Source organism: Rhizobium sp. BK251 (assembly GCF_004345245.1).
GTDB lineage: Bacteria > Pseudomonadota > Alphaproteobacteria > Rhizobiales > Rhizobiaceae > Rhizobium.
In genome coordinates this window covers 579707-601526 of the sequence record NZ_SLUQ01000003.1, presented here as the reverse complement: position 1 = coordinate 601526, position 21820 = coordinate 579707, and the positions used below count along the sequence as shown (strand labels likewise).

22 protein-coding genes and 1 tRNA gene are annotated in these 21820 nt (G+C 60.1%); 10 read left to right on the top strand and 13 right to left on the bottom strand.

All coding sequences use genetic code 11. The annotated features are described in order from the left end of the window. Positions 1-42: 42 nt before the first annotated feature. The 6 genes from EV286_RS09925 to EV286_RS09900 all read right to left on the bottom strand — a co-directional run bounded on the left by EV286_RS09925 (position 43) and on the right by EV286_RS09900 (position 5027). On the bottom strand, positions 43-348 hold the full coding sequence (locus EV286_RS09925; RefSeq protein WP_132956849.1) for an ETC complex I subunit: 306 nt from the start codon (positions 346-348) through the stop codon (positions 43-45). A 90-nt stretch (positions 349-438) separates the two neighbouring features. Beyond that, positions 439-515 (bottom strand) — tRNA-Pro (locus EV286_RS09920). A 232-nt stretch (positions 516-747) separates the two neighbouring features. After that, the gene (locus EV286_RS09915) at positions 748-1521 is read right to left on the bottom strand and encodes an amino acid ABC transporter ATP-binding protein (RefSeq protein WP_132956848.1); all 774 of its coding nucleotides are present in this window, start codon (positions 1519-1521) and stop codon (positions 748-750) included. Positions 1522-1540: 19 nt separating this feature from the next. Beyond that, complete coding sequence (locus EV286_RS09910) at positions 1541-2695, bottom strand: amino acid ABC transporter permease (protein WP_132956847.1); 1155 nt, start codon at positions 2693-2695, stop codon at positions 1541-1543. A gap of 1 nt (position 2696) precedes the next feature. Further along, entirely contained in the window at positions 2697-3896 is a 1200-nt protein-coding gene (locus tag EV286_RS09905) for an amino acid ABC transporter permease (protein ID WP_132956846.1), read from the bottom strand. Between the two features lie 105 nt (positions 3897-4001). Further along, positions 4002-5027, bottom strand: coding sequence for an amino acid ABC transporter substrate-binding protein (locus tag EV286_RS09900; protein ID WP_132956845.1), 1026 nt, complete (start codon positions 5025-5027; stop codon positions 4002-4004). 373 nt (positions 5028-5400) lie between these two features. Between EV286_RS09900 and EV286_RS09895 the strand changes: the two genes are divergently transcribed. Continuing rightward, positions 5401-6591, top strand: a complete 1191-nt coding sequence (locus EV286_RS09895) for a cystathionine beta-lyase (RefSeq protein WP_132956844.1) — start codon at positions 5401-5403, stop codon at positions 6589-6591. Between the two features lie 9 nt (positions 6592-6600). On the opposite strand, the gene EV286_RS09890 is transcribed toward EV286_RS09895, so the two are convergent. Together EV286_RS09890 and EV286_RS09885 are read right to left on the bottom strand one after the other, a co-directional pair. Continuing rightward, positions 6601-7764, bottom strand: a complete 1164-nt coding sequence (locus EV286_RS09890; protein WP_132956843.1) for an FAD-dependent monooxygenase — start codon at positions 7762-7764, stop codon at positions 6601-6603. Positions 7765-7792: 28 nt separating this feature from the next. Further along, a complete protein-coding gene (locus EV286_RS09885) occupies positions 7793-8038 on the bottom strand; it encodes a zinc-finger domain-containing protein (protein ID WP_132956842.1) in 246 nt (81 codons plus the stop codon). 196 nt (positions 8039-8234) lie between these two features. Between EV286_RS09885 and EV286_RS09880 the strand changes: the two genes are divergently transcribed. Together EV286_RS09880 and EV286_RS09875 are read left to right on the top strand one after the other, a co-directional pair. Further along, a complete protein-coding gene (locus EV286_RS09880; protein WP_132956841.1) occupies positions 8235-9644 on the top strand; it encodes an adenylate/guanylate cyclase domain-containing protein in 1410 nt (469 codons plus the stop codon). Positions 9645-9768: 124 nt separating this feature from the next. Then, positions 9769-10554 (top strand): alpha/beta hydrolase, encoded by a 786-nt coding sequence (locus tag EV286_RS09875; protein WP_132956840.1) that lies wholly within the window; start codon positions 9769-9771, stop codon positions 10552-10554. Positions 10555-10586: 32 nt separating this feature from the next. Here the strand turns inward: EV286_RS09875 and EV286_RS09870 are convergent, their stop codons facing one another. Next, positions 10587-11363: an enoyl-CoA hydratase-related protein gene (locus EV286_RS09870; protein WP_245500658.1), complete on the bottom strand. Its 777-nt coding sequence runs from the start codon at positions 11361-11363 to the stop codon at positions 10587-10589. 126 nt (positions 11364-11489) lie between these two features. Here EV286_RS09870 and cysE point away from each other — a divergent pair, with 126 nt between their 5' ends. From cysE to clpA, 5 genes are all read left to right on the top strand, one after another. Then, positions 11490-12323 (top strand): serine O-acetyltransferase, encoded by an 834-nt coding sequence (gene cysE, locus EV286_RS09865; RefSeq protein ID WP_132956838.1) that lies wholly within the window; start codon positions 11490-11492, stop codon positions 12321-12323. Positions 12324-12467: 144 nt separating this feature from the next. Further along, positions 12468-12671: a DUF3126 family protein gene (locus EV286_RS09860; RefSeq protein ID WP_132956837.1), complete on the top strand. Its 204-nt coding sequence runs from the start codon at positions 12468-12470 to the stop codon at positions 12669-12671. A gap of 433 nt (positions 12672-13104) precedes the next feature. Then, positions 13105-13473: a phasin family protein gene (locus tag EV286_RS09855; protein WP_132956836.1), complete on the top strand. Its 369-nt coding sequence runs from the start codon at positions 13105-13107 to the stop codon at positions 13471-13473. Positions 13474-13726: 253 nt separating this feature from the next. Continuing rightward, positions 13727-14080 carry an ATP-dependent Clp protease adapter ClpS gene (clpS, locus tag EV286_RS09850; RefSeq protein ID WP_132956904.1) on the top strand — a complete coding sequence of 118 codons (354 nt, stop codon included), beginning with the start codon at positions 13727-13729 and terminating at the stop codon, positions 14078-14080. Between the two features lie 10 nt (positions 14081-14090). Beyond that, the gene (clpA, locus tag EV286_RS09845; protein WP_132956835.1) at positions 14091-16628 is read left to right on the top strand and encodes an ATP-dependent Clp protease ATP-binding subunit ClpA; all 2538 of its coding nucleotides are present in this window, start codon (positions 14091-14093) and stop codon (positions 16626-16628) included. 99 nt (positions 16629-16727) lie between these two features. Here the strand turns inward: clpA and EV286_RS09840 are convergent, their stop codons facing one another. From EV286_RS09840 to EV286_RS09825, 4 genes are all read right to left on the bottom strand, one after another. Then, on the bottom strand, positions 16728-17165 hold the full coding sequence (locus tag EV286_RS09840) for an HIT family protein (protein WP_132956834.1): 438 nt from the start codon (positions 17163-17165) through the stop codon (positions 16728-16730). Between the two features lie 48 nt (positions 17166-17213). Next, the gene (locus EV286_RS09835) at positions 17214-18404 is read right to left on the bottom strand and encodes a GNAT family N-acetyltransferase (RefSeq protein ID WP_132956833.1); all 1191 of its coding nucleotides are present in this window, start codon (positions 18402-18404) and stop codon (positions 17214-17216) included. A gap of 79 nt (positions 18405-18483) precedes the next feature. After that, positions 18484-19203, bottom strand: a complete 720-nt coding sequence (locus EV286_RS09830; RefSeq protein ID WP_132956832.1) for a glycerophosphodiester phosphodiesterase — start codon at positions 19201-19203, stop codon at positions 18484-18486. Further along, positions 19200-19667 (bottom strand): RidA family protein, encoded by a 468-nt coding sequence (locus tag EV286_RS09825; RefSeq protein WP_132956831.1) that lies wholly within the window; start codon positions 19665-19667, stop codon positions 19200-19202. Before EV286_RS09825 ends, EV286_RS09830 begins: the two co-directional genes overlap by 4 nt. A gap of 134 nt (positions 19668-19801) precedes the next feature. Here EV286_RS09825 and EV286_RS09820 point away from each other — a divergent pair, with 134 nt between their 5' ends. Then, entirely contained in the window at positions 19802-20641 is an 840-nt protein-coding gene (locus EV286_RS09820; RefSeq protein ID WP_132956830.1) for a cell envelope integrity EipB family protein, read from the top strand. Between the two features lie 191 nt (positions 20642-20832). After that, a complete protein-coding gene (rpsB, locus tag EV286_RS09815) occupies positions 20833-21597 on the top strand; it encodes a 30S ribosomal protein S2 (RefSeq protein WP_132956829.1) in 765 nt (254 codons plus the stop codon). Positions 21598-21820: the final 223 nt, after the last annotated feature.

Below are 21820 nucleotides of genomic sequence, written 5' to 3'. Positions count from 1 at the left end.
CACGCGACGGTCTTGTCTTTGCAATGATGCAGCTGCTCCGCCTTAGTGCGTCCAAGGCTGAATGCGACTATAGCGGAAATTGTCGCTGTAGGAGAGGGACTGGCGCACCACCTCCTTCGGCATGATGATGCGGTATTCGATGCCGTTGCGCTGCGCATAGGCCTCGGCCTGCTCCAGCGTCTCGAAGGTCAACTTTACCTGCTGGCGCGTATCCGCAGACGAGGTGTAGCCCATGATCGGGTCGATCGTGCGCGGGGTTTCCTGATCGAATTCGAGAACCCAGAGATTCGTCTTGGCCTTGCCGGACTGCATGGCGGTCTTGGCGGGACGGTAAATCTTGGCAGACATATCCTGAACTGCTCCACTTGAGGGCGGACACCTCGGCACCGCCTATGCCAACTGCTTCCCTCGATGCGACCCTTCACCGGGATGAAGGGGTGGTCGGAGTGGAGAGATTCGAACTCCCGACCCTCTGGTCCCAAACCAGATGCGCTACCAGACTGCGCTACACTCCGAGCCAGCAATGCAGCCGAGATACACGCTTCATCCTAGCCCTGCAACTCCTAAAATCACGTTTCTGCGTGCGAATTGAAGGTAGGCAACGCAAGGTGCCCGAAGGGCCTCAGGCGATCGCCGTATTGCGGCGAGGAAAGCGAAAACAACGCTGCAACATGCGCGGCAACGCACAACAAGCATCCTACGCCTGGTCGTGCGGTGGCGTTCGCGCCGCACGACCGGATTTGTTCGTCAGTGCAGGATCTGGCTCAGGAAGAGCTTGGTGCGCTCGTGCTGAGGATTGTCGAAGAATTCCGCAGGTGAGTTCTGCTCGACGATCTGTCCCTGGTCCATGAAGATGACGCGGTTTGCGACCTGGCGCGCGAAGCCCATTTCGTGGGTCACGCACAGCATCGTCATGCCTTCCTCGGCAAGGCCGACCATCGTATCGAGCACTTCCTTGATCATTTCCGGATCGAGCGCCGAGGTCGGCTCGTCGAACAGCATGATTTTCGGGTTCATGCAGAGCGAGCGGGCGATCGCGACGCGCTGCTGCTGGCCGCCGGAAAGCTGGCCTGGATATTTGCCGGCCTGTTCGGGGATCTTTACGCGCTTCAGGAAGTGCATCGCGACTTCCTCGGCCTGCTTCTTCGGCATCTTGCGCACCCAGATCGGCGCCAGAGTGCAGTTTTCCAGAATCGTAAGGTGAGGGAACAGGTTGAAGTGCTGGAACACCATGCCGACTTCGCGCCGCACCTCGTCGATCTTCTTGAGATCGTTGGTGAGCTCGACGCCATCCACCATGATGTGGCCCTTCTGGTGCTCTTCCAGACGGTTGATGCAGCGGATCATTGTTGATTTGCCCGAGCCTGACGGGCCGGCAATGACGATACGCTCGCCGCGCATCACCTTCAGATTGATATCGCGCAGCACGTGAAAGTCGCCGTACCACTTGTTCATGTTGATGATCTCGACCGCAACATCAGTCGCAGAGACGGTCATCTTCTTTGATTGGGCTTCAGCCATATTTGTTTTCCCTCAAGTCTTATCGTTTGTGGCCGGTGTCGAGATGACGTTCCATGAAGCCGGAATAGCGCGACATGCCGAAGCAGAACAGCCAGAATACGAAGCCGGCAAACACTAGCCCGGTAATCGGCGTTACTGCCGTCGCCCAGTTGGCATCGGAAAAGTTCAGCTTGACGATGCCGAGCAGGTCGAACATGCCGATGATCGTCACGAGCGACGTGTCCTTGAACATGCCTATGAACGTATTGACGATTCCCGGAATCACAAGCTTGATCGCCTGCGGCATGATGATCAGCCGCATCTTCTGCCAGTAGCCCAGGCCGAGCGAATCGGCCCCCTCGAACTGTCCCTTCGGTATTGCCTGCAGACCGCCACGGATGACCTCGGCCATATAGGCCGACGCAAAGATTGCGACACCGATCAGCGCTCGAAGCAGCTTGTCGACCGTCCAGCCGGTGGGCAGGAAAAGCGGCAACATCACGCTTGCCATGAAGAGCACCGTGATCAGCGGTATGCCTCGGATGATCTCGATAAACGCAACGCAGATGATGCGGATGACCGGCATCTGCGACCGGCGCCCGAGTGCGAGCACGATGCCGACCGGAAGCGACACCGCAATACCGACGAAGGAGAGGACGAGGGTCACCATCAGGCCGCCCCAGAGGGGCGTCTCCACGATCTCGAGGCCGAAGCCACCATAGAGCATGAAGAAGGAGAAGACCGGCAGGACGGCGAAGAGAAGGATCGCGTTCAGGCCCTTGCGCGGCACAGACGGGATCAGCATCGGAACGAGCAGGAGAACAAAGAGGATGCCGACGAGGGTCGGTCGCCAACGCTCGTCGAGCGGATAGCGCCCGAAGATGAATTGATCAAACTTCGCGTTGACGAAGGCCCAGCACGCGCCGCTCCAGCCGTCGGGCTGGATGCCGCCCTGCACGGTGGTGGCGCAGAAGGTGCGGTCCGTGCCGGTCCAGACCGCCTGGATGAAAAGCCAGTCGATCATCTTGGGGAGTACCCAGGCGAGCAGGACCACCGCGATGACCGTCAGCACCACGTCCTTGGGCGTGGCGAGAAGGTTGCGCCGGACCCAGGCCGTAATGCCCCTTTCGGTGGCCGGAGGCGGCTCGGCGGCGAGCATCGTATTCCTGACGAATGAAGAGTTTGCCACTGACATCCTATCTCTCCACCAGTGCCATCTTGGAGTTGAACCAGTTCATCAGCAGCGAGGTGATGATGCTGAGTCCGAGATAGACGACCATCCAGATCAATACGACTTCGATTGCCTGCCCCGTCTGGTTGAGAATTGTACCTCCCACGGCAACGAGATCCGCAAAGCCGATCGCGATTGCCAGCGACGAATTCTTCGTGAGGTTCAGATATTGGCTGGTCAGCGGCGGAATGATGATGCGAAGCGCCTGCGGCACGACGACGAGCCGCGTGATGCTGGACGGGTGAAGCCCGAGCGCGCCCGCCGCCTCGCTCTGGCCCTTGGGAACGCCGCGGATACCCGCCCGAACGATCTCGGCTATGAACGAGGCAGTGTAGAAGGAAAGCGCCAGAAAAAGCGACATGAATTCCGGGCCAATGACCGAGCCGCCAGTCAGGTTGAATTTGCCCGCCACCGGCACGTCGAAGGAAAGCGGGATTCCGGCGGCCAGGAATGTCAGAAGCGGTAAGCCGATGATGAGGGCGACTGATGCCCAGATCGTATGAAATTGCTTGCCGGTTCTCGCCTGGCGGGCATGAGCCCATCGCGCCAGGACAACGGCGGCGGCGACGGCTACCAGGAAGGCGACAACGACGGCCCACATACCGGGCTCGAAGATCGGCTTGGGAAAAGCGAGGCCGCGATTGTTCAGGAACATGCTGAGGGGCAGATGCACAGACTCTCGTGGCTGCGGCAGCACCGACAGCACGCCGAGATACCAGAAGAAGATGACGAGCAGCGGCGGAATATTCCGGAATACCTCGACATAGACGGTGCAGAGCTTTGCAATCAGCCAGTTATGGGAGAGCCTTCCGATACCGACGACAAAGCCAATGGCTGTGGCAGTGATGATACCGGTAACGGCCACGAGGATCGTATTTAGGAGGCCGACGACAAGTGCCGCGCGGTAGGTCGAATCGCTGTTGTAGGCGATTAGAGACTGTCCGATCTCGAAACCGGCGCGGCTGTTCAGAAATGCAAAGCCTGAGGCCGTGTTGCTGCGCGCCAGGTTCGTCGCGGTGTTGTGGACAATCCACCAGACGACCGCCACAAGCACGACGATGGTCAGCACCTGAAAGAAAATGCTTCGATATTTTGGGTCATATACCACTGAGCGGACTGTCCAGCCCGGTTGAAGCAGTGGTGTGTTGACAGCCTCTTGCGTCATGCTTCGCCAGTTCCCCTCTATGCCCGTTTCGGGCTTCTTTTTGTAGGTGGAAAGGCGGGGTTGCCGCCTTTCCGGGCGTTTGCTTGGGCGCTAAGCGGCAGGCGCTCAGCGAACCGGCGGTGCGTATTGGATGCCGCCCTTGTTCCACAGGGCATTCAGGCCGCGGGCGATCTTCAGCGGGCTGCCTTCGCCGACATTGCGCTCGAAGACTTCGCCGTAGTTGCCGACACCCTTGATGATGTTGTACGCCCACTCGTTCGTCAGGCCGAGGTCGGTGCCGATCTTCGTGTCGGCCTCGGTTCCGAGGAAGCGCTTGATGTCCGGGTTCGTCGAGTTCTTCATCTCGTCGACATTGGCCTGCGTGATACCGAACTCTTCGGCGTTGATCAGCGCATAGGCGGTCCAGCTGACGATGTCGAACCACTGGTCGTCACCCTGGCGTACGGCCGGGCCGAGCGGTTCCTTGGAGATAATCTCCGGCAGGACCATGTGCTCGTCGGGGTTCTTCAGCGTCAGGCGCGTTGCATAGAGGCCCGACTGGTCGGTCGTGTACACGTCGCAACGACCGGCGTCATAGGCGGCATTGACCTCAGGCAGGTTTTCGAAGACGACCGGATTGTACTGCAGGTTGTTGGTCCTGAAGTAGTCTGCGAGATTGAGCTCGGTGGTCGTGCCCGACTGCACGCAGACTGCGGCGCCGGAGAGTTCGAGCGCGGATTTCACGTTCAGGCTCTTGCGAACCATGAAGCCCTGTCCGTCATAGTAGGTGATCGGGCGGAAGTGGAACCCGAGAGCCGTGTCGCGGTTGATGGTCCAGGTCGTGTTGCGCGACAGCACATCGATTTCGCCTGACTGCAGGGCGGTGAAACGCTCCTTGGCGTTGGTCGGCGTGTACTTTACCTTGGTCGGATCCGCGAAGATGGCGGATGCCAGGGCCTTGCAGAAATCGACGTCGAAGCCTGCCCAGTTGCCGGATGCGTCTGGGGCTGCAAAGCCCGGCAGACCGGTGTTGACGCCGCACTGGACAAAGCCCTTCGCCTTGACGTCCTCGAGAGTGGTAGCCGACGCGGCCGATGCGCCAATTGCAAAGAATGCTGCGCCAATGGCCGCCGACAAAAGCTTGCTGTTCATTTTTCCCAACCTTTATTCGTTGTTCTTATCCGGGGCGGCACGACTGAAGCGAGCCACGCACGAACCCCTCGTCCCGACACCCTCCCGGCGCGAGAAGTTATATCACAGTCGCAAATGTTCCCATGGTCAAGTGTCACGTCTGAGAATTGCGGCATAAATCGGCATTTTGCGAAAAGGCGCCTCCGGCACAGGCATTTGGCTAGACAATGAGCGGCTTTTTGCTGAAAAAACATGCCGAAAGCGCTTTGAACTTGCGCAACGGATACGGAATCGCACTCCATTGAAACCGATCGCCTGCTGCCATGGGTTGACCCAGGCGACGCCGGCGGTCAGAAATCCAATCTTCATGACACTGCCAAAGGCCCCTTCAAACATGACAGAAAAAGAGTTCTCGCTGCAGAGCGCCGGTATCAATACGCGCCTGACCCATATCGGAAATTCACCCTCCGAATATCATGGTTTCGTCAATCCGCCGGTGGTGCATGCTTCGACGGTGCTCTTCAAGGATGCGCGGACCATGGAGACGCGGGCACAGAAATACACCTATGCCACCCGCGGGACGCCCACGACGGACGCACTTTGTGAAGCGATCGATGAACTCGAAGGCTCGGCCGGGACAATCCTCGTCCCGACCGGTCTTGCAGCGGTCACGATTCCATTTCTCGGCTTTCTTTCTGCGGGCGACCACGCGCTCATCGTCGATTCGGTCTATGCGCCGACGCGTCACTTCTGCGACACGATGCTGAGGCGCCTGGGCGTCGAGGTCGATTACTATGATCCGATGATCGGTGCCGGCATCGATGCGTTGATTAAGCCGAACACGAAGCTTGTCCACACCGAAGCACCGGGCTCCAATACCTTCGAGATGCAGGATATCGGCCAGATTTCCGCGATCGCCCACAGGTATGGCTGCATTGTCACGATGGACAATACCTGGGCGACGCCGGTCTATTTCCGGCCGCTCGATCATGGCGTCGACATCTCGATCCATGCAGCGACGAAATATCCGTCGGGTCATTCGGACATACTGATGGGAACGGTCTCCGCCAACGCGGAGCACTGGCCCCGCCTGAAGGAGACCAATATCACGCTCGGTATCTGTGGAGCGCCGGACGACGCCTACCAGATCCTCCGCGGCCTGCGCACGATGGGTGTCCGTCTCGACCGCCACCAGGAAAGTGCGCTTTTGATCGCTGAATGGCTGGAGGGAAGGCAGGACGTTGCGAAGGTGCTCCATCCGGCGCTGCCGAGCTTCCCGGGCCATGAAATATGGAAGCGCGACTTCAAGGGCGCGAGCGGCATCTTTTCCTTTGTTCTCGCGGTGGACGCGCCGGAGAAATTCAAGGCCAAGGCCCATGCCTTCCTCGATGCGCTGTCGATCTTCGGTCTGGGCTATTCGTGGGGCGGCTTCGAAAGCCTCGCGCTGCACGTCAATCTCAATGACCGGCGCATTTGCAAGGCGCCGGCCGAGGGGCCGGTCATCCGCCTGCAGATCGGCCTGGAAGATATCGCCGACTTGAAGGCGGACATTGAAAGAGGCTTTGCCGCAGCAGCCGCGGTCTGATCCCGCCGGTCAGCCGACCGCGCGGTAGCCGTAGAGCCAATCGAAATCGGCCGCGAGACTCTGCGGCGGGCGAAGCGCAAGAACGACGTCGCGCCCGATCCGCAGTGGTCCGCGTGCGTGATAGGCGAAACGGTTGAAGGCGGCGCGCTGCCTCAGCCGGGCAATGCGTGGTTGCCGGCGCGTCTCGAACAGATCGAAGGCTTCGGCAAGCGGGTGCGTGGCGAGCATGCCGGCGAGTTCATACGCATCCTCGATGGCCATCGCCGCGCCCTGGGCGGCGAAGGGCATCATCGCGTGCGCGGCATCGCCGATCAGGATTGTGTCCCGCCCGTTGTGCCAGCGTCCGTTGCCGAGTTCGTAGAGCGGCCAGAAAGTCGCCTGTGCCGCGTCCGCGAGCACCCTGCCGATCTCGGCGTTCCATCCGGCAAACTGGCGGATCAGCATCGTCCGCTGAGCCTCGCTGCCGGCAGCGCCCCACTCGCGAGCGCTACTGCTCCCGGCGGCGATCGCCACGACATTGAAGCCGCCGGTCTCCTTGAGCGGATAGCAGACGAGGTGTGCAGACGGGCCGAGAAAGGCAGTGACGCTTGTCCGGTCGAGGAAGCGTGGCGCGTCCGCCTCCCGAAGAATGAACCGCCAGGCGATGTTGCCCGAAAAGCGTGGTGCGGGGCTCGCGGGGACCTGCGTGCGGGTGCGGGACCAGACCCCGTCCGCGCCAATCAAAACATCGGCGGCGGCCAACCCAGCCTGCGACAGATATTGCAGCGAGGGGTTCGCTAGCAGTGTCGAAAGGTGGAGCGTGCAGAGGGGATTGGCTTTCACCGCATCGACCAACACCCTCTGAAGCGTCGCGCGGTGCAGAACGCCGTAGGGCGCACCCCAGCGGGCCCGCGCGAAACTGCCGCAGGGAACGGACGCGATCCGGCGTAGCGATCGCCCAGAAACGAGGGAAACGTCGCGCGGCTCCAACCAGACTTCTGAGAGCGCCTGCAGCAGCCCAAGCTCGCCCAGAACGCGCGAGGCGTTTGGCGACAACTGCAGGCCGGCACCGACTTCTGTCAGTGTGTCAGCCTGTTCGAAGATGTCGGAGCGAATGCCGTGTCTGGCGAGAGAAAGCGCGGCTGTAAGCCCGGCCACGCCGGCGCCGATGATGGCGGCGCTTCTGATGGACATTTGCGCGCGCGATCCTCCGGAAATGGAATCAGGCTGCCTTGACGTGGAAGACGCAGCCGGCCGGGTTGGTCTGCTCAGGCTTCAAAGACGGATTGTAGCGATAGAGCGTCGAGCAATAGGAGCAGACTTTCTCGTCCTCGTCGCCCATGTCGATGAAGATGTGCGGGTGGTCGAACGGCACCGAGGCGCCGGTGCACATGAATTCCTTCACGCCGACCTCGATGACGCGATGCCCGCCGTCGTTCTGGAAGTGGGGAATATTGTGGCCGGCCATGCTGATCTCCGAATGCTTCTGCGATTGGCGCGGACCTTATAATTCTTCTCCGGAAATGTGTAGTGCCAAATCCACGCATACGGCGACAGATTTCGCACGGGTGATAGTCGCCAAACGCGGTGGGCCAGGATGCGCCATCCAGGCCGCGAGCCACAAAACCGCTGCCTACACGCGGCTTTCGGTGTAGGATGGGAGCATGGATCAAACTCAGCCCTTGTTTGCGGCGCTGCGCCGCTCCGTGACGACCGACATTGTCGAGGCGATCGAGAGGCTTGTCCGGGACGCACCCGACCGCAAGCTTTGCCGCGTCAACGCACTGGCTTTCGCCGCCAATGAAGGGCTTGACGAAGAGAAGACTGTCAACGCGTTCCTGCATGCAGCCCATCTGGGCCTCTTTGATATGTCCTGGAATGTCCTTTGCCCGGGCTGTGGCGGCGTATTGGATGCCAATACGTCTCTGAGAACGGTGCAGAACGAAGAATATACGTGCGCGCTTTGCGCCGCCGGCTACGAACCTACGCTCGATGAGATGGTCGAAGTGACGTTTACCGTCAGTCCGCGCGTGCGGCACATCGGAGCGCACAATCCGCACGAACTGCCGCCGCACGAGTATTTCCGCCAGATCTACTGGGGCTCGGGTGTCGATCTGCCCGATGAGGACTATCTGGAAAAAGCCGACGACTTCATCCTCGACATGCTGGAATTGCCGCCCGGCGAGAAGGCCGTCATCTCACTGCAACTGCCGGCAGAGTTCGTCATCATCTTCGAGCCGGTGACGCATGCAGCGCAGTTCCTCGATGTGCAAGGAGAGCCGACAAAAGAACGAAGAAGCATCTCGCTCGTCTTCGACCGCCAGCACCGCCACAGCGAGACCCTGCGCCTGCAGCCCGGGCCGCTGCGCATCCAGGTGGAAAACCACGCAGAGGTCCGTACCTTGCCATCGGTGTGTCTGGCAAACGATGCGCTTCATGGGCTACTCGGGCGTCGCCGACCGTTCCTCACTGCCAAGCGCCTTTTGTCCAACCAAACCTTCCGCGACATATTCCGGGCCGACACCCTGGACGTCGATCAGCGTCTGAAGATCATCAGCCTGACTTTTCTCTTCACCGATCTGCGCGGCTCGACCGAGCTCTATGAAAGGGTAGGGGACCTCGCCGCCTTCGATCTGGTGAAGACCCATTTCGGCATCCTGAACGAGATCGTCGGCGCAGAGGCAGGCGCCGTCGTCAAGACGATCGGTGATGCGGTCATGGCAACCTTCCCAACGCCCGATCGCGCGGTCATGGCGGCCATGCGGATGCGCGATGCAATGCGCAAGTTGAATGACGACCGTGGCCGCGAGGACCTGCTCCTCAAGATAGGCATCCACGAAGGCCCGTGCATCGCCGTGAACCTGAACGAGCGACAGGACTATTTCGGCCAGACTGTAAACATCGCCTCGCGCGTCCAGCATCTTGCGACATCGCGGGAAATCTTCGCCACCAGCTCCGTTATCGAGGATCCCCGCGCTTCCGATCTCTTGAGCAAGCGCGGCTTGAAACCCATGTCGCATGAGGTGATGCTGCGCGGCATCAGCGACCAGATCAGCATCTTTGCCATTCCCTGAGCCCTGATCGCCCGGTAGGGGCGCGGGCCCTCCAGCACCTTTGAGCAACAGTCGATTTTCCCTCCTGCCGGTCTTCACCCGCATGACTCAATAAAATATGGTCCGCGGCAGGAAGGATCCCGATATGAACTTGAATACGCCTGCCTTTTCCCACTTCTTTCACGACGGCCTGAAGCTCTCCTTTTTCGACGAGGGAGATCCTCAGGGGCCACCTGTGCTTCTGATCCACGGATTTGCATCGACGGCAAACGTCAATTGGGTTCATCCGGGCTGGCTGAAGACGCTCGGCGAGGCGGGTTACCGCGTCATCGCCGTCGACAATCGCGGCCATGGCGCGAGTGACAAGCCGCGCGATATCGAAGCCTATCGTCCATGGGCGATGGCTTCGGATGCGGCTGCGCTGCTGGATCACCTTGGGATCCCGGAAGCCAACGTCATGGGCTACTCCATGGGCGCAAGAGTTTCGGCGTTTCTCGCACTCGATCATCCGAACCGTGTTCGCTCGCTTGTGTTCGGTGGGCTCGGGATCGGCATGACCGACGGCGTCGGCGACTGGGACCCGATTGCCGATGCGCTGCTCGCGCAGTCGCTCGATGATGTCGTGCATGACAAGGGGCGCATGTTCCGGACCTTTGCGGATCAGACGCGCAGCGATCGTGTGGCACTCGCCGCCTGTATCCGCGGCTCCCGCGACCTCATCGCCCGTGAGGACATGGCCCGGATCACGGCGCCGACGCTGATTGGCGTTGGCACGAAGGACGATATTGCAGGCTCGCCGCGGGCGCTTGCCAACCTCATGCCGAACGCCCGTGCGCTCGACATTCCAAATCGAGATCACATGCTCGCCGTTGGCGATCGTGTGTTCAAGAAGGCCGTGCTCGACTTCTATGAGGAAGTCGCTGGCCGGTGACATGATCCGTCGGGCGCCAATGCGCCCTCAAGTCACTGGCCGGTGAATTTCGGTTTGCGGTGCTCCGCGAAGGCAGCGATCCCTTCCGCATAGTCCGCACTATCGAAGGTGGTCGTAGCGAGGACCTCCGCCTCGCCCAACAGATCGGAATCCTGTTCGACGGCAGCCCGGACCGCCGCCTTTGAAGCATGGATGCTGATGGGCGCGTTCCCAGCGATGGCGTCGGCAAGTGCTGCGACCTCGGTGTCGAGAAGGTCGGCGCGCACCGCTTCAAGGAGGAAGCCGGCGGCGACCATCTTGGCGGCCGATATCGGGGCGCCGGTGAAGAGCGCCATCTTTGCCATCTGCGGGCCGAGGGCGCTGACGATATCCTGCACCGCCTCGGCCGGATAAGCGATGCCCAGGCGCGCGGCGGGAACCCCAAAGAGGGCGGTCTCATCGGCAATGCGCAGGTCACAGGCCGCGGCGATGCCGAAGCCGCCGCCGAAGCAGACGCCGCGTATTGCGGCGATGACAGGGATCCTGCAGCGGCGGATCGCGGCGAAAGCGTCGCTGTTATAGCCTTCGTAGATCCGTGCGGTGGCTGCGTCCTTCCTGACGGTCTCGAATTCGTTGATATCGGCGCCAGAGCTGAAATCGGTATTGGCGCCACCGCCGCGGATGATGATGACGCGTGCATGCGCCTCGTCCGTCAGCCAGCGTAGCGCATGGGGGATGCCCCGCCACATGCCGGCCGTAATCGCGTTCTTGCGGAAGCCATTGCCAATCAGAAGAGTTCCAATTCGTTCATGGCAGTTTGCCTTGATCATCCCACCAGCAAAATCATGCCCTGAAACCATTGATTGGAGCCCCATTTATGTCGCGGGAGTTTTACTCTATATAATGCGCCTTTCGGTATACAATGAACCTCCCGACGGGAAATGAGGAGACCGCCAATGGTCGCAAAAAGTGATATTCGGCAAATTGATAGCGCAAATCAGCTTCAGGTCATGGACCCGATTTGGGACAGCATGCGCGAGGAAGCTCGTGCTGCCGTCGAAGAGGACCCGGTTCTCGCGACCCTGCTGCATTCGACCGTTATCAATAATCGTTCGCTCGAGGAATGCGTAATTCACCGCATCTGCGATCGGCTCGATCACCCGGATATGCAGGCGATCGTACTCCGGCAGGCCTTCGACGCGATGCTTGAGGACTGGCCGGAATGGAGCGCCATCCTGCGCGTCGATATCCAGGCGATCTATGATCGCGACCCCGCATGCCTGCGGTTCCTCGAGGCGGTTCTTTATTTCAAGGGCTTCCACGCCATCCAGACGCATCGCCTCGCGCACTGGCTGCTTGGGCGCGGCCGGCGCGATTTCGCGCTCTACCTGCAGAGCCGCTCCTCCAGCGTCTTCCAGACCGACATCAATCCGGCAGCGCGGATCGGCAAGGGGATCTTCCTCGACCACGCGACAGGTCTGGTTATCGGCGAGACGGCAGTCATCGGCGACAACGTCTCCATCCTTCACGGCGTGACCCTCGGCGGTACCGGCAAGGAAGGCAGCGACCGGCACCCGAAGATCGGGAACGGCGTTCTGATCGGCGCCGGCGCCAAGATTCTCGGGAATATCGAGATCGGCTATTGCTCGCGCATCGCCGCCGGTTCGGTCGTGCTGAAGCCGGTTCCGCCGAAGACGACCGTGGCGGGCGTTCCGGCCAAGGTAGTGGGCGAGGCAGGCTGTGCCGAACCTTCTCGGGTCATGGACCAGGTGATCGGCGCCGATATCTGAGGCGTCCTGTAATTGGCCTTGCATTCAAGGCGGCGCATGGGAATGCGGCGTGGACAGAGTTCCGTTCCCGCCGTCCCGGCCTTTACAGGGCCGCTTTTCCCATGCAAGAAGCGGCCAACTCGGAACCGCTGACGGAGATGTACTGTGAAGCCCGAAGAGATCAAGAAGCTCGACGCCTACTTCAAACGCACGTTCAACCCCCAATTCGTCGTGAAGGCACGCCCGCGCAAGAACGATTCCGCGGAGGTCTATGCAGGCGAAGAGTTTCTCGGCGTGGTCTACGTGGATGATGAGGACGGCGACCGCTCCTACAACTTCTCGATGGCAATCCTCGACGTCGATCTCTGATTTTCAGGGGCACGATACAATTGGACGGGCCGGCAAAGACCGGCCCTTTCTTTTGACTGCCGCATCCTTCGGCGAACTCATCCGGGTGCGTTCCGGTGATCTTGGTCGTAAGCCGGAATTCCGGCTGAATTTTCTCAAAAGAGACCGCAGTTCGCGAAAAATGCCGAGCCTTTGGCCGGGCTGAGGCCGAAATCGCCTCAAAAACGCTCTCCGTGATCATTTTTCCGTTATTTTAGCAAAGCCTTTGGTTGCGAGGCTGTGATATATTTCTGCAAAAACAATAGCAAAGAAGCGCCGATTTTTCTCCCGTGGCCGAAAGCCTACCGATTTGCAATCTAAGGTTATGTTGCGTCGCACAAAACGACTTGACTATTTGTGCGTCGCATTTAACCTTCGCTTTTAGGAATGAAGCAGGAAAAGGGACGGGCAACACATGTTCAACTTTGATGATGCGAACAAGAAGAGCAAGGAAGCGATGGACACCATGCTGAAGAGCTATTCGGACGTCGCTAAGGGCTTCCAGGCGATCGCCGCGGAAGCCGCGGAATATTCCAAGAAATCCTTTCAGGATGCTGTGGCTCATGCCGAGACGTTGGCTGGCGTCAAGAGCTTCGAGGCCGCTTTCGAGATCCAGAGCAGTTTCGCCAAGTCGTCCTATGAGAGCTTCGTTTCCGAGGCAACCAAGCTGAGCGAGATGTATGCCGATCTCGCCAAGACGGTCTACAAGCCCTACGAGATTCCGGCGGCCCCGACAAAAGCGGCCGCCAAGGCCGCCGCTGCGGTGACCTCTGCTGCCGCGTGATGGCATGACAGAAATTGGGCTTATGTCCGCTTGAGATTGGGAGACCGGCTGCGATGCCTCGCGGCCGGTCTTCTTCGTTTGGGTCGCCGCCCAGATTCTTTTGGCTTTCGGCGGGTCTAAACCGAATTGTGATTGCAGTGTCCAACGGGGGGCTTAAAATCCCTAGAATATGAACTAAGTTAGTGTCTCGGATGTTCGACGGGGTCGACAGAGGTGCCAACGCCCCACCGATGGACTTGAGGAATGAATGAAGATGATCGCCATGTCGATCCGGATGCAAAACGACAGCGAAAGGAACGGGGATAACGGAAATCGTAGCACCTCGGTAATCACGCGCACCAAGGCGAAAACCAAGAAACCCAATCTGTATCGCGTGCTGCTTCTCAACGACGACTACACCCCGATGGAGTTCGTCATCCACATACTGGAACGCTTTTTCCAGAAGGATCGTGAAAGTGCCACACGTATCATGCTCCATGTACACAATCACGGAGTAGGCGAATGTGGTGTGTTTACATATGAAGTGGCCGAAACAAAGGTGAGCCAGGTCATGGATTTCGCCCGACAGCACCAGCATCCGCTGCAATGTGTTATGGAAAAGAAGTGAGGATCTCCACGTGCCAACATTTTCGCCTAGTCTTGAGAAGGCGCTGCATCAGGCACTGACGTACGCGAACGAGCGGCATCATGAATATGCCACGCTCGAGCATCTGCTGTTGGCGCTGATCGACGACGCCGACGCAGCGGCCGTTATGGGCGCCTGCAATGTCGACCTGGACGCGCTGCGCAAGACGCTCGTTGAATATGTCGATAATGAACTATCCAATTTGATTACCGGTTATGACGAGGATTCCAAGCCGACCTCCGGTTTCCAGCGTGTCATTCAGCGCGCCGTCATCCATGTGCAGTCTTCCGGCCGCGAGGAAGTGACGGGCGCGAACGTTCTCGTCGCGATCTTCGCCGAGCGCGAAAGCCATGCCGCCTATTTCCTGCAGGAGCAGGAGATGACCCGCTACGACGCGGTCAACTACATTTCCCATGGGATCGGCAAGAGGCCGGGCTCCTCGCAGGTGCGCCCCCCGCGCGGCGCCGAGGAAGGTGAGGCCGAAAGCAAGCCTTCGTCTCGCGGCGAGCAGGAAGAAGGCGGTTCGAAGAAGCAGCAGGACGCCCTGAAGGCCTACTGCGTGAACCTGAACGAGAAGGCCAAGAGCGGCAAGATCGATCCCCTGATCGGCCGCCACTCCGAGGTCAATCGTACGATCCAGGTGCTTTGCCGCCGTTCGAAGAACAATCCGCTCTACGTCGGTGATCCGGGCGTGGGCAAGACCGCAATCGCCGAGGGGCTGGCCAAGCGCATCGTCGAAGGCAAGGTGCCCGAGGCGCTTGCCGATGCCACGATCTTCTCGCTCGACATGGGCACGCTGCTTGCCGGCACGCGCTATCGCGGCGACTTCGAAGAGCGCCTGAAGCAGGTGGTCAAGGAGCTGGAGGAATATCCCGGCGCCGTGCTCTTCATCGACGAAATCCACACCGTCATCGGTGCGGGCGCGACCTCCGGCGGCGCCATGGACGCGTCGAACCTGTTGAAGCCTGCTCTGTCTTCGGGCGCGATCCGCTGCATCGGGTCAACCACGTACAAGGAATACCGCCAGTTCTTCGAGAAGGACCGGGCTCTTGTCCGCCGCTTCCAGAAGATCGACGTCAACGAGCCGAGCGTCGAGGATGCGATCGAAATCATGAAGGGCCTCAAGCCCTATTTCGAAGAGTATCATCATCTGCGTTACTCGAACGACGCGATCAAGTCGGCGGTCGAGCTCTCTGCGCGTTACATCTCGGACCGCAAGCTGCCGGACAAGGCGATCGACGTGATCGACGAGACGGGTGCGGCCCAGATGCTGCTGCCGCCATCCAAGCGCCGCAAGCTGATCACCGAGAAGGAGATCGAGGCGACGGTTGCGACGATGGCACGCATCCCGCCGAAGTCGGTGTCCAAGGATGACGAGGCCGTGCTTGCCAACCTTGAGCAGGAACTGCGCTCGGTCGTTTACGGCCAGGACCAGGCTATCGAGGCTCTGGCGACTGCGATCAAGCTCGCCCGTGCGGGCCTGCGCGAACCGAACAAGCCGATCGGCTCCTACGTCTTCTCCGGCCCGACCGGTGTCGGCAAGACCGAAGTCGCCAAGCAGCTTGCTTCGTCGCTCGGCGTGGAACTGCTGCGCTTCGACATGTCCGAATATATGGAGCGCCACACGGTTTCCCGCCTGCTTGGGGCACCTCCCGGCTATGTCGGCTTCGACCAGGGCGGCCTGCTGACCGACGGCGTCGACCAGCATCCGCACTGCGTCGTGCTGCTCGACGAGATCGAGAAGGCGCATCCGGATATCTACAACATCCTTCTGCAGGTCATGGATCATGGCACGCTGACGGACCACAACGGCAAGAAGATCGACTTCCGCAATGTCATCCTGATCATGACGACCAACGCGGGCGCTTCCGAAATGGCCAAGGCCGCCATCGGCTTCGGTTCCTCGAAGCGTACCGGAGAGGACGAGGAAGCGCTCAACCGGCTCTTCACGCCCGAGTTCCGCAACCGCCTGGACGCCGTCATCCAGTTTGCTCCCTTGCCGACCAAGGTCATCCACCAGGTCGTCCAGAAGTTCATCATGCAGCTGGAAGCGCAGCTCTCGGAACGCAACGTCACCTTCGACCTGCACGAGGATGCTATCGCATGGCTCGCAGACAAGGGCTATGACGACAGGATGGGTGCTCGTCCGCTTGGACGCGTCATCCAGGAAAACATCAAGAAGCCGCTGGCGAACGAAATACTGTTCGGCAAGCTCAGGAAGGGTGGCGTCGTCAACGTGACGGTCGGCACCAAGCCTGATGGCGCGACGGGCATTTTGCTGGAAGCCATTTCGGAGACCGCGCCGATCAAGCCGAAGCCGGAGGTTGAGCTTATCGGCCAGGATGTGGAAGACGGCGACGGCGGAAACGTCGGCACCGTTGCCAAGCCCAAGGCAAAGAAGGCGGTGGCTGCGACGACGACGAAGCGTGCTGCGGCAAAGAAGAGTGAGGCAAAGGCCGAGGACAAGGCGTCCAAGGCTTCGGCGCCCCGCAAGGGCAGCACCGTGCCGAAGGTGCCGCGCAAGAAGTAATCGAGACCTCTTGAAAAGAGAAACGGTGCCGGACGGAATGGTCCGGCACCGTTTGCATTTTTAGGAAGCGCAGTCGGCAGCCCGCTCGGCCCTTCTGTGTCAGAGCTCTTCTGCGAGTGCCGCCTTCAGTTTCTCGGCATTGGCGGCAAGGATCGCGCCGTCTTCCATCGTGCCGGAATGCGGCTTCAGCGGCACGCCTTCGTGCCGTGGGATTACGTGGAAATGCAGGTGGAACACGCTCTGGCCGGCCGCCGGCTCGTTGAACTGCACGACCGTCACGCCGTCAGCATCGAAGGCCTCCTTGGAGGCCCTGGCGATCTTCTGGACGATGGGGATGACTTTCGACAGCGTCTGCGGGTCGGCATCCAGCATGTTGCGCGAGGCAGCCCGCGGAACGACGAGCGCGTGGCCGGGGGCCTGCGGCATGACGTCCATGAAGACGATCGCATTGTCGTCTTCGTAGACGCGGTAGGACGGGATCTCGCCGCGCAGGATCTTCGCGAAGATATTGTTGCTGTCGTAGAAAGGGTCGGTCATCTGGAATCTCCTCGTTGACGAGACAGATGCGTCACCCGCAGGGCCGCGTCAATCCTCCTGCTGGCGCTCGCCCTTCCGGAACGGACCTTGCTCCGCCAGCAACTCGCCGATCTGCTCGACCTGTCTGCGCTCGTGCTCGAGATAATCGGCGACGGCTCGCCTCAGCCCGGCATGGGCGATGAAATGGGCCGAATGGGTGGTGACGGGCATATAGCCGCGCGCCAGCTTGTGCTCTCCCTGGGCCCCGGCCTCGACGCGCGCCAGGCCTTTTGCCAGCGCGAAATCGATAGCCTGGTGGTAGCAAACCTCGAAATGGAGGAACGGATGGTCCTCGATGCAGCCCCAGTGACGGCCGTAGAGGGCGTCGGCGCCAATGAAGTTGATCGCACCGGCGATATAGCGGCCGTTGCGCTTGGCCATGACGAGCAGAATGTCGTCTGCCATGCGTTCGCCGATCAGCGAATAGAACTGCCTTGTCAGGTAAGGGCGGCCCCATTTGCGGCCGCCGGTATCCATGTAGAAGGTGAAGAACTGATCCCATATGGCTTCGGTGAGATCGCGTCCGGTCAACCAGTCGATCGTGATGCCGCCTTCGAGCGCCGCACGGCGTTCCTTGCGCAATGCCTTGCGCTTGCGGGAGGCGAGGGTTTCGAGGAATTCCTCGTGGTTGGCGTAACCTGAATTGATGAAATGAAACTGCTGGTCCTTGCGGTGCAGATAGCCGTCTCGCTCGAAGACGAGAGCCTCGTCCTCGGGCAGGAAGGTGACATGCGCCGATGACACGTCGGCGAGCCGCACCACTTCCTTGAGGCTTTCGGCAAGCGCCGGCTGGAGGGCGAGGCGATCAGCGCCTTCTGCCACGAGCAGGCGCGGGCCAGTCGCCGGCGTGAAGGGTATTGAGCATTGCAGCTTCGGATAATACCGCCCGCCGGCGCGCTCGAATGCGTCGGCCCAGCCGTGGTCGAATACGTATTCGCCTTGGCTGTGGTTTTTCAGGTAGGCGGGGATCGCTCCCACCAGTTCTCCCGCCGAGGTCTCCAAAAGCAGATGATGACCGAGCCAGCCAGTCTTGGCCGTCGCCGAACCGGATTCTTCCAGCGAAGAGAGGAAGGCGTGCGAGACGAAGGGATTGTAGTCGAGCTGCGTACCCGTCTTCGACGCCCCGGAAAGGCGTGACCAGCTTTCCGGGGAAATCGCACTGAATGATCGTTCGACGCGTATGGACAAATCGTCTGACATGAAACGGGGGAGGATCTATTGATTTCGTGAAATTCTACTTTTCATTCTGCGCATGATCTTGTCGAAAAAGCGATGAATTTCAGGCTTGGAGCCGTGGGTCGAATCCTTCGAACGTCATCTGGTCGGCGTTTTCGAAAGTGTGGATGCGGGCGGCCTCGTCGCGGACGGTCCAGGTGATGACGGGAATGCCGCGTTTGCGCTGCGCCGTGATGAAGGGATTGGGCAGGTCGCCATAGAAATAGGAGATGAAGTCGAGACCGAGTTGCATCGCCTCGTCATGGACGAAGAACTGTTCGGGCTCATTGCCTCCTGCCGTCAGGCCGACGGGGTAGGGCGCCTCCAGCGACTTCAGGTCCTTGAGCAGCCAGTGGTCGAAGCTCATCAGCGCCACGAGCCCCTTGTAGCCTTCCAGCACTTCGAGGACGGCTTCGGCAAAGCCTTCGTCGTCGCCCTGCTTGCCCTTCAGTTCCAGCACCAGCGGCACCTTGCCGTCGCAAAGCTGGAGGAGCTGCTTCAGGGTGGGAATGCGGTCCTTCGTGCCGCCGACCGCAAGAAGGCCGAGTTCGCCCGAAGTCCGCTCGCGCACGTCGCCCTTGATCTTGCAGAGACGTTCGAGGTCGCCGTCATGGAAGACGACCGGAACGCCATCAGATGCATATTGCAGATCGCACTCGATGGCGAAGCCGGCCTCAATGGCCCGCGAGAAGGCCGAAAGGGTGTTCTCCCAGACCTCCTTGTTCATGTCGTGATAGCCCCGGTGGGCGACCGGGCGCTCAGTGATCCAGGCGAACTTGCTCATTCAGAAACTTCCATGATGGCTTCGATCTCGACGGCAAAGCCGAGCGGCAGTGCCGCAGTTCCAACCGCTGCGCGACTGTGCTTTCCGGCATCTCCCAGCACCTTGGCGAGGAAATCGGATGCGCCGTTGATGACAAGATGCTGCTCGGTGAAATCGGGCGTAGAGGCGACGAAGCCGGTCAGTTTCACAATGCGCTGGATGCGGTCGAGGCTTCCGAGCGCAGCCTTCGCCTGGGCAAGCAGGTTGATGGCGGTGAGCTCCGCAGCCTTCTGTCCGGTCGGAACGTCGACATCCCGGCCGAGATGTCCGCCGACGACCACCTTTCCGTCCACCATCGGTCCCTGACCGGAAATGAAGAGCAGATTGCCCGTCAGGACATAGGGAACATAGTTTGCCGCGGGTGCCGCGGCGGTGGGCAGGGTGACCCCCAGCTCCTTCAGGCGAGCCTCGATGGCGTCTGACATTTTCGTCTCCCGTTTTGTTGTAAGTTCTTCAAAAATCCTGCATCAAGGCTAAAATCTCGAAAGACAGCATTCAGCCTCGATTTGGCCGGAAGAGTTCTTATAACATCGCGTGCGAGTCCAACAGGAGATAATGAATGTTCCGTTCGAGTCTTGCCGCCGTCTTTCTCGCTGGCGTGAGCGCGAGCAGCTTGTCTGCCGCCGCCGCCAACGCGACCATCGCGAGCGGCCTGATACCTCATCGTGCAGTGTACGACCTCGAACTCAAGGACGCGACGGAACGCTCTGGCATTTCCGGCATGTTTGGGCGCATGGTTTATGAGTTCAACGGCTCCTATTGCGATGGCTTCACCACCAATTTCCGCTTCGTGACCCAGATCGATACCGGGGACGCGGTCCGCATGAGCGACCAGCAGACGAAGACCTTCGAGAACCTGGAGGCGCGCAAGTTCCAATTCGAGACGAAGTCCTTCACCGACGATCAGCTCGACAAGGAAGTTCAGGGATCGGCGGAAGATGTGGCTGCCGGCGTAAAGGTGGACCTCAGTCAACCGGCAAACCGGAAGCTCGAATTGGCCGAGAGCCGGTTCCCGACGGAACACATGCTCGACGTCATCGAGAATGCCAAGGCCGGCAGGAAGTTCTTTGAAGCCCGCGTCTTCGACGGCTCGGATGATGGCGACAAGACGCTTGTCACGACCACGGTCGTCGGAAAACAGGAAATGCCGGGACCGAGCGACGCCGACGCGGATAAGGCGGGCGCCTTTGCCAAGACGGCGTTCTGGCCGGTTACGATCGCCTACTTCAACGACAATGAAAAAAATGACGCGCTTCCGGTGTATCGCATGTCTTTCAAGCTCTACGAGAACGGCATCACCCGCGATCTGACGATGGACTACGGCGACTTCGTGCTGACTGGCAAGCTTTCCAATCTCGAGCTGCTCGACGCAAAGGCCGGGCAGAAGACCTGTCAATAAGCCGCGCCGGCGATTGCAATCTTTTTCCCCGCAGCCCTTGATTTTCTTGGCGAGTGGGGGTATGGCCAGCCGCATTCCACACGTAAGGCATGGGATCGTCCGGGAGAAATCCGGATTGTTCCGCCCGGTGGCATCTTCGAAGAGGATGCTGTTCGCCTTGCGGAGGTTCAACCGGAAAAGGATAACAAGGCATGGCATTGCCCGATTTTTCTATGCGCCAGCTTCTCGAAGCAGGCGTCCATTTCGGCCACCAGACTCACCGCTGGAACCCGAAGATGAAGCCGTACATTTTCGGCGATCGTAACAACATTCACATCATCGATCTGGCTCAGACCGTTCCGATGCTGTCGCGCGCCCTGCAGGTCGTCAGCGACACCGTTGCCCGTGGTGGTCGCGTGTTGTTCGTCGGCACCAAGCGCCAGGCCTCGGAGCTCATCGCTGATAGCGCCAAGCGTTCCGCTCAGTACTACGTCAACTCGCGTTGGCTCGGCGGCATGATGACGAACTGGAAGACGATCTCCAACTCGATCCAGCGCCTGCGCAAGCTCGACGAAATCCTCGGTGGCGATGCCCAGGGCTTCACCAAGAAGGAACGTCTGAACCTCGAGCGCGAACGTGAAAAGCTCGACAAGGCTCTCGGCGGTATCCGCGATATGGGCGGTACCCCGGACCTGATGTTCATCATCGACACGAACAAGGAAAAGATCGCGATCGACGAAGCCAAGCGCCTCGGCATTCCGGTCGTCGCCATCATCGATTCGAACTGCGATCCGGACCTGATCGACTACCCGATCCCGGGCAACGACGACGCTTCGCGCGCCATCGCACTTTACTGCGATCTCATCTCCCGCGCAGCGATCGATGGCATTGCCCGCCAGCAGAGCGCTTCCGGCCGTGACCTTGGTGCTTCGGAAGAAGCGCCTGTCGAGCCGGCGCTTGACGAGGCCGGCGCCTGATAGAAGGCGGGCGGATCGCGTATCCGCCTCGCTTGCCGAGATTGGACGAGGCCGCTCGCGACTTTCTGAAGTTACGGCGGCCTTGACCGTTTCAGGTGGTGCTCACGCCCCCTAGGGAATTTTGTTGTGACGCGTCTTCATAACGCTGTCATACATACAGGTACATTTCGTGCCTCAATCCGGTGCCGCGCCGCGATACTCGGCCCACCGTATAACCGACAAG

Bases quoted from the DNA above. Each gene is read 5' to 3' on its own strand.
- EV286_RS09925 (WP_132956849.1), bottom strand. From the start codon at position 348: ATGTCTGCCAAGATTTACCGTCCCGCCAAGACCGCCATGCAGTCCGGC.
- EV286_RS09915 (WP_132956848.1), bottom strand. From the start codon at position 1,521: ATGGCTGAAGCCCAATCAAAGAAGATGACCGTCTCTGCGACTGATGTT.
- EV286_RS09910 (WP_132956847.1), bottom strand. From the start codon at position 2,695: ATGTCAGTGGCAAACTCTTCATTCGTCAGGAATACGATGCTCGCCGCC.
- EV286_RS09905 (WP_132956846.1), bottom strand. From the start codon at position 3,896: ATGACGCAAGAGGCTGTCAACACACCACTGCTTCAACCGGGCTGGACA.
- EV286_RS09900 (WP_132956845.1), bottom strand. From the start codon at position 5,027: ATGAACAGCAAGCTTTTGTCGGCGGCCATTGGCGCAGCATTCTTTGCA.
- EV286_RS09895 (WP_132956844.1), top strand. From the start codon at position 5,401: ATGACAGAAAAAGAGTTCTCGCTGCAGAGCGCCGGTATCAATACGCGC.
- EV286_RS09890 (WP_132956843.1), bottom strand. From the start codon at position 7,764: ATGTCCATCAGAAGCGCCGCCATCATCGGCGCCGGCGTGGCCGGGCTT.
- EV286_RS09885 (WP_132956842.1), bottom strand. From the start codon at position 8,038: ATGGCCGGCCACAATATTCCCCACTTCCAGAACGACGGCGGGCATCGC.
- EV286_RS09880 (WP_132956841.1), top strand. From the start codon at position 8,235: ATGGATCAAACTCAGCCCTTGTTTGCGGCGCTGCGCCGCTCCGTGACG.
- EV286_RS09875 (WP_132956840.1), top strand. From the start codon at position 9,769: ATGAACTTGAATACGCCTGCCTTTTCCCACTTCTTTCACGACGGCCTG.
- EV286_RS09870 (WP_245500658.1), bottom strand. From the start codon at position 11,363: ATGATCAAGGCAAACTGCCATGAACGAATTGGAACTCTTCTGATTGGC.
- cysE (WP_132956838.1), top strand. From the start codon at position 11,490: ATGGTCGCAAAAAGTGATATTCGGCAAATTGATAGCGCAAATCAGCTT.
- EV286_RS09855 (WP_132956836.1), top strand. From the start codon at position 13,105: ATGTTCAACTTTGATGATGCGAACAAGAAGAGCAAGGAAGCGATGGAC.
- clpS (WP_132956904.1), top strand. From the start codon at position 13,727: ATGATCGCCATGTCGATCCGGATGCAAAACGACAGCGAAAGGAACGGG.
- EV286_RS09840 (WP_132956834.1), bottom strand. From the start codon at position 17,165: ATGACCGACCCTTTCTACGACAGCAACAATATCTTCGCGAAGATCCTG.
- EV286_RS09835 (WP_132956833.1), bottom strand. From the start codon at position 18,404: ATGTCAGACGATTTGTCCATACGCGTCGAACGATCATTCAGTGCGATT.
- EV286_RS09830 (WP_132956832.1), bottom strand. From the start codon at position 19,203: ATGAGCAAGTTCGCCTGGATCACTGAGCGCCCGGTCGCCCACCGGGGC.
- EV286_RS09825 (WP_132956831.1), bottom strand. From the start codon at position 19,667: ATGTCAGACGCCATCGAGGCTCGCCTGAAGGAGCTGGGGGTCACCCTG.
- EV286_RS09820 (WP_132956830.1), top strand. From the start codon at position 19,802: ATGTTCCGTTCGAGTCTTGCCGCCGTCTTTCTCGCTGGCGTGAGCGCG.
- rpsB (WP_132956829.1), top strand. From the start codon at position 20,833: ATGGCATTGCCCGATTTTTCTATGCGCCAGCTTCTCGAAGCAGGCGTC.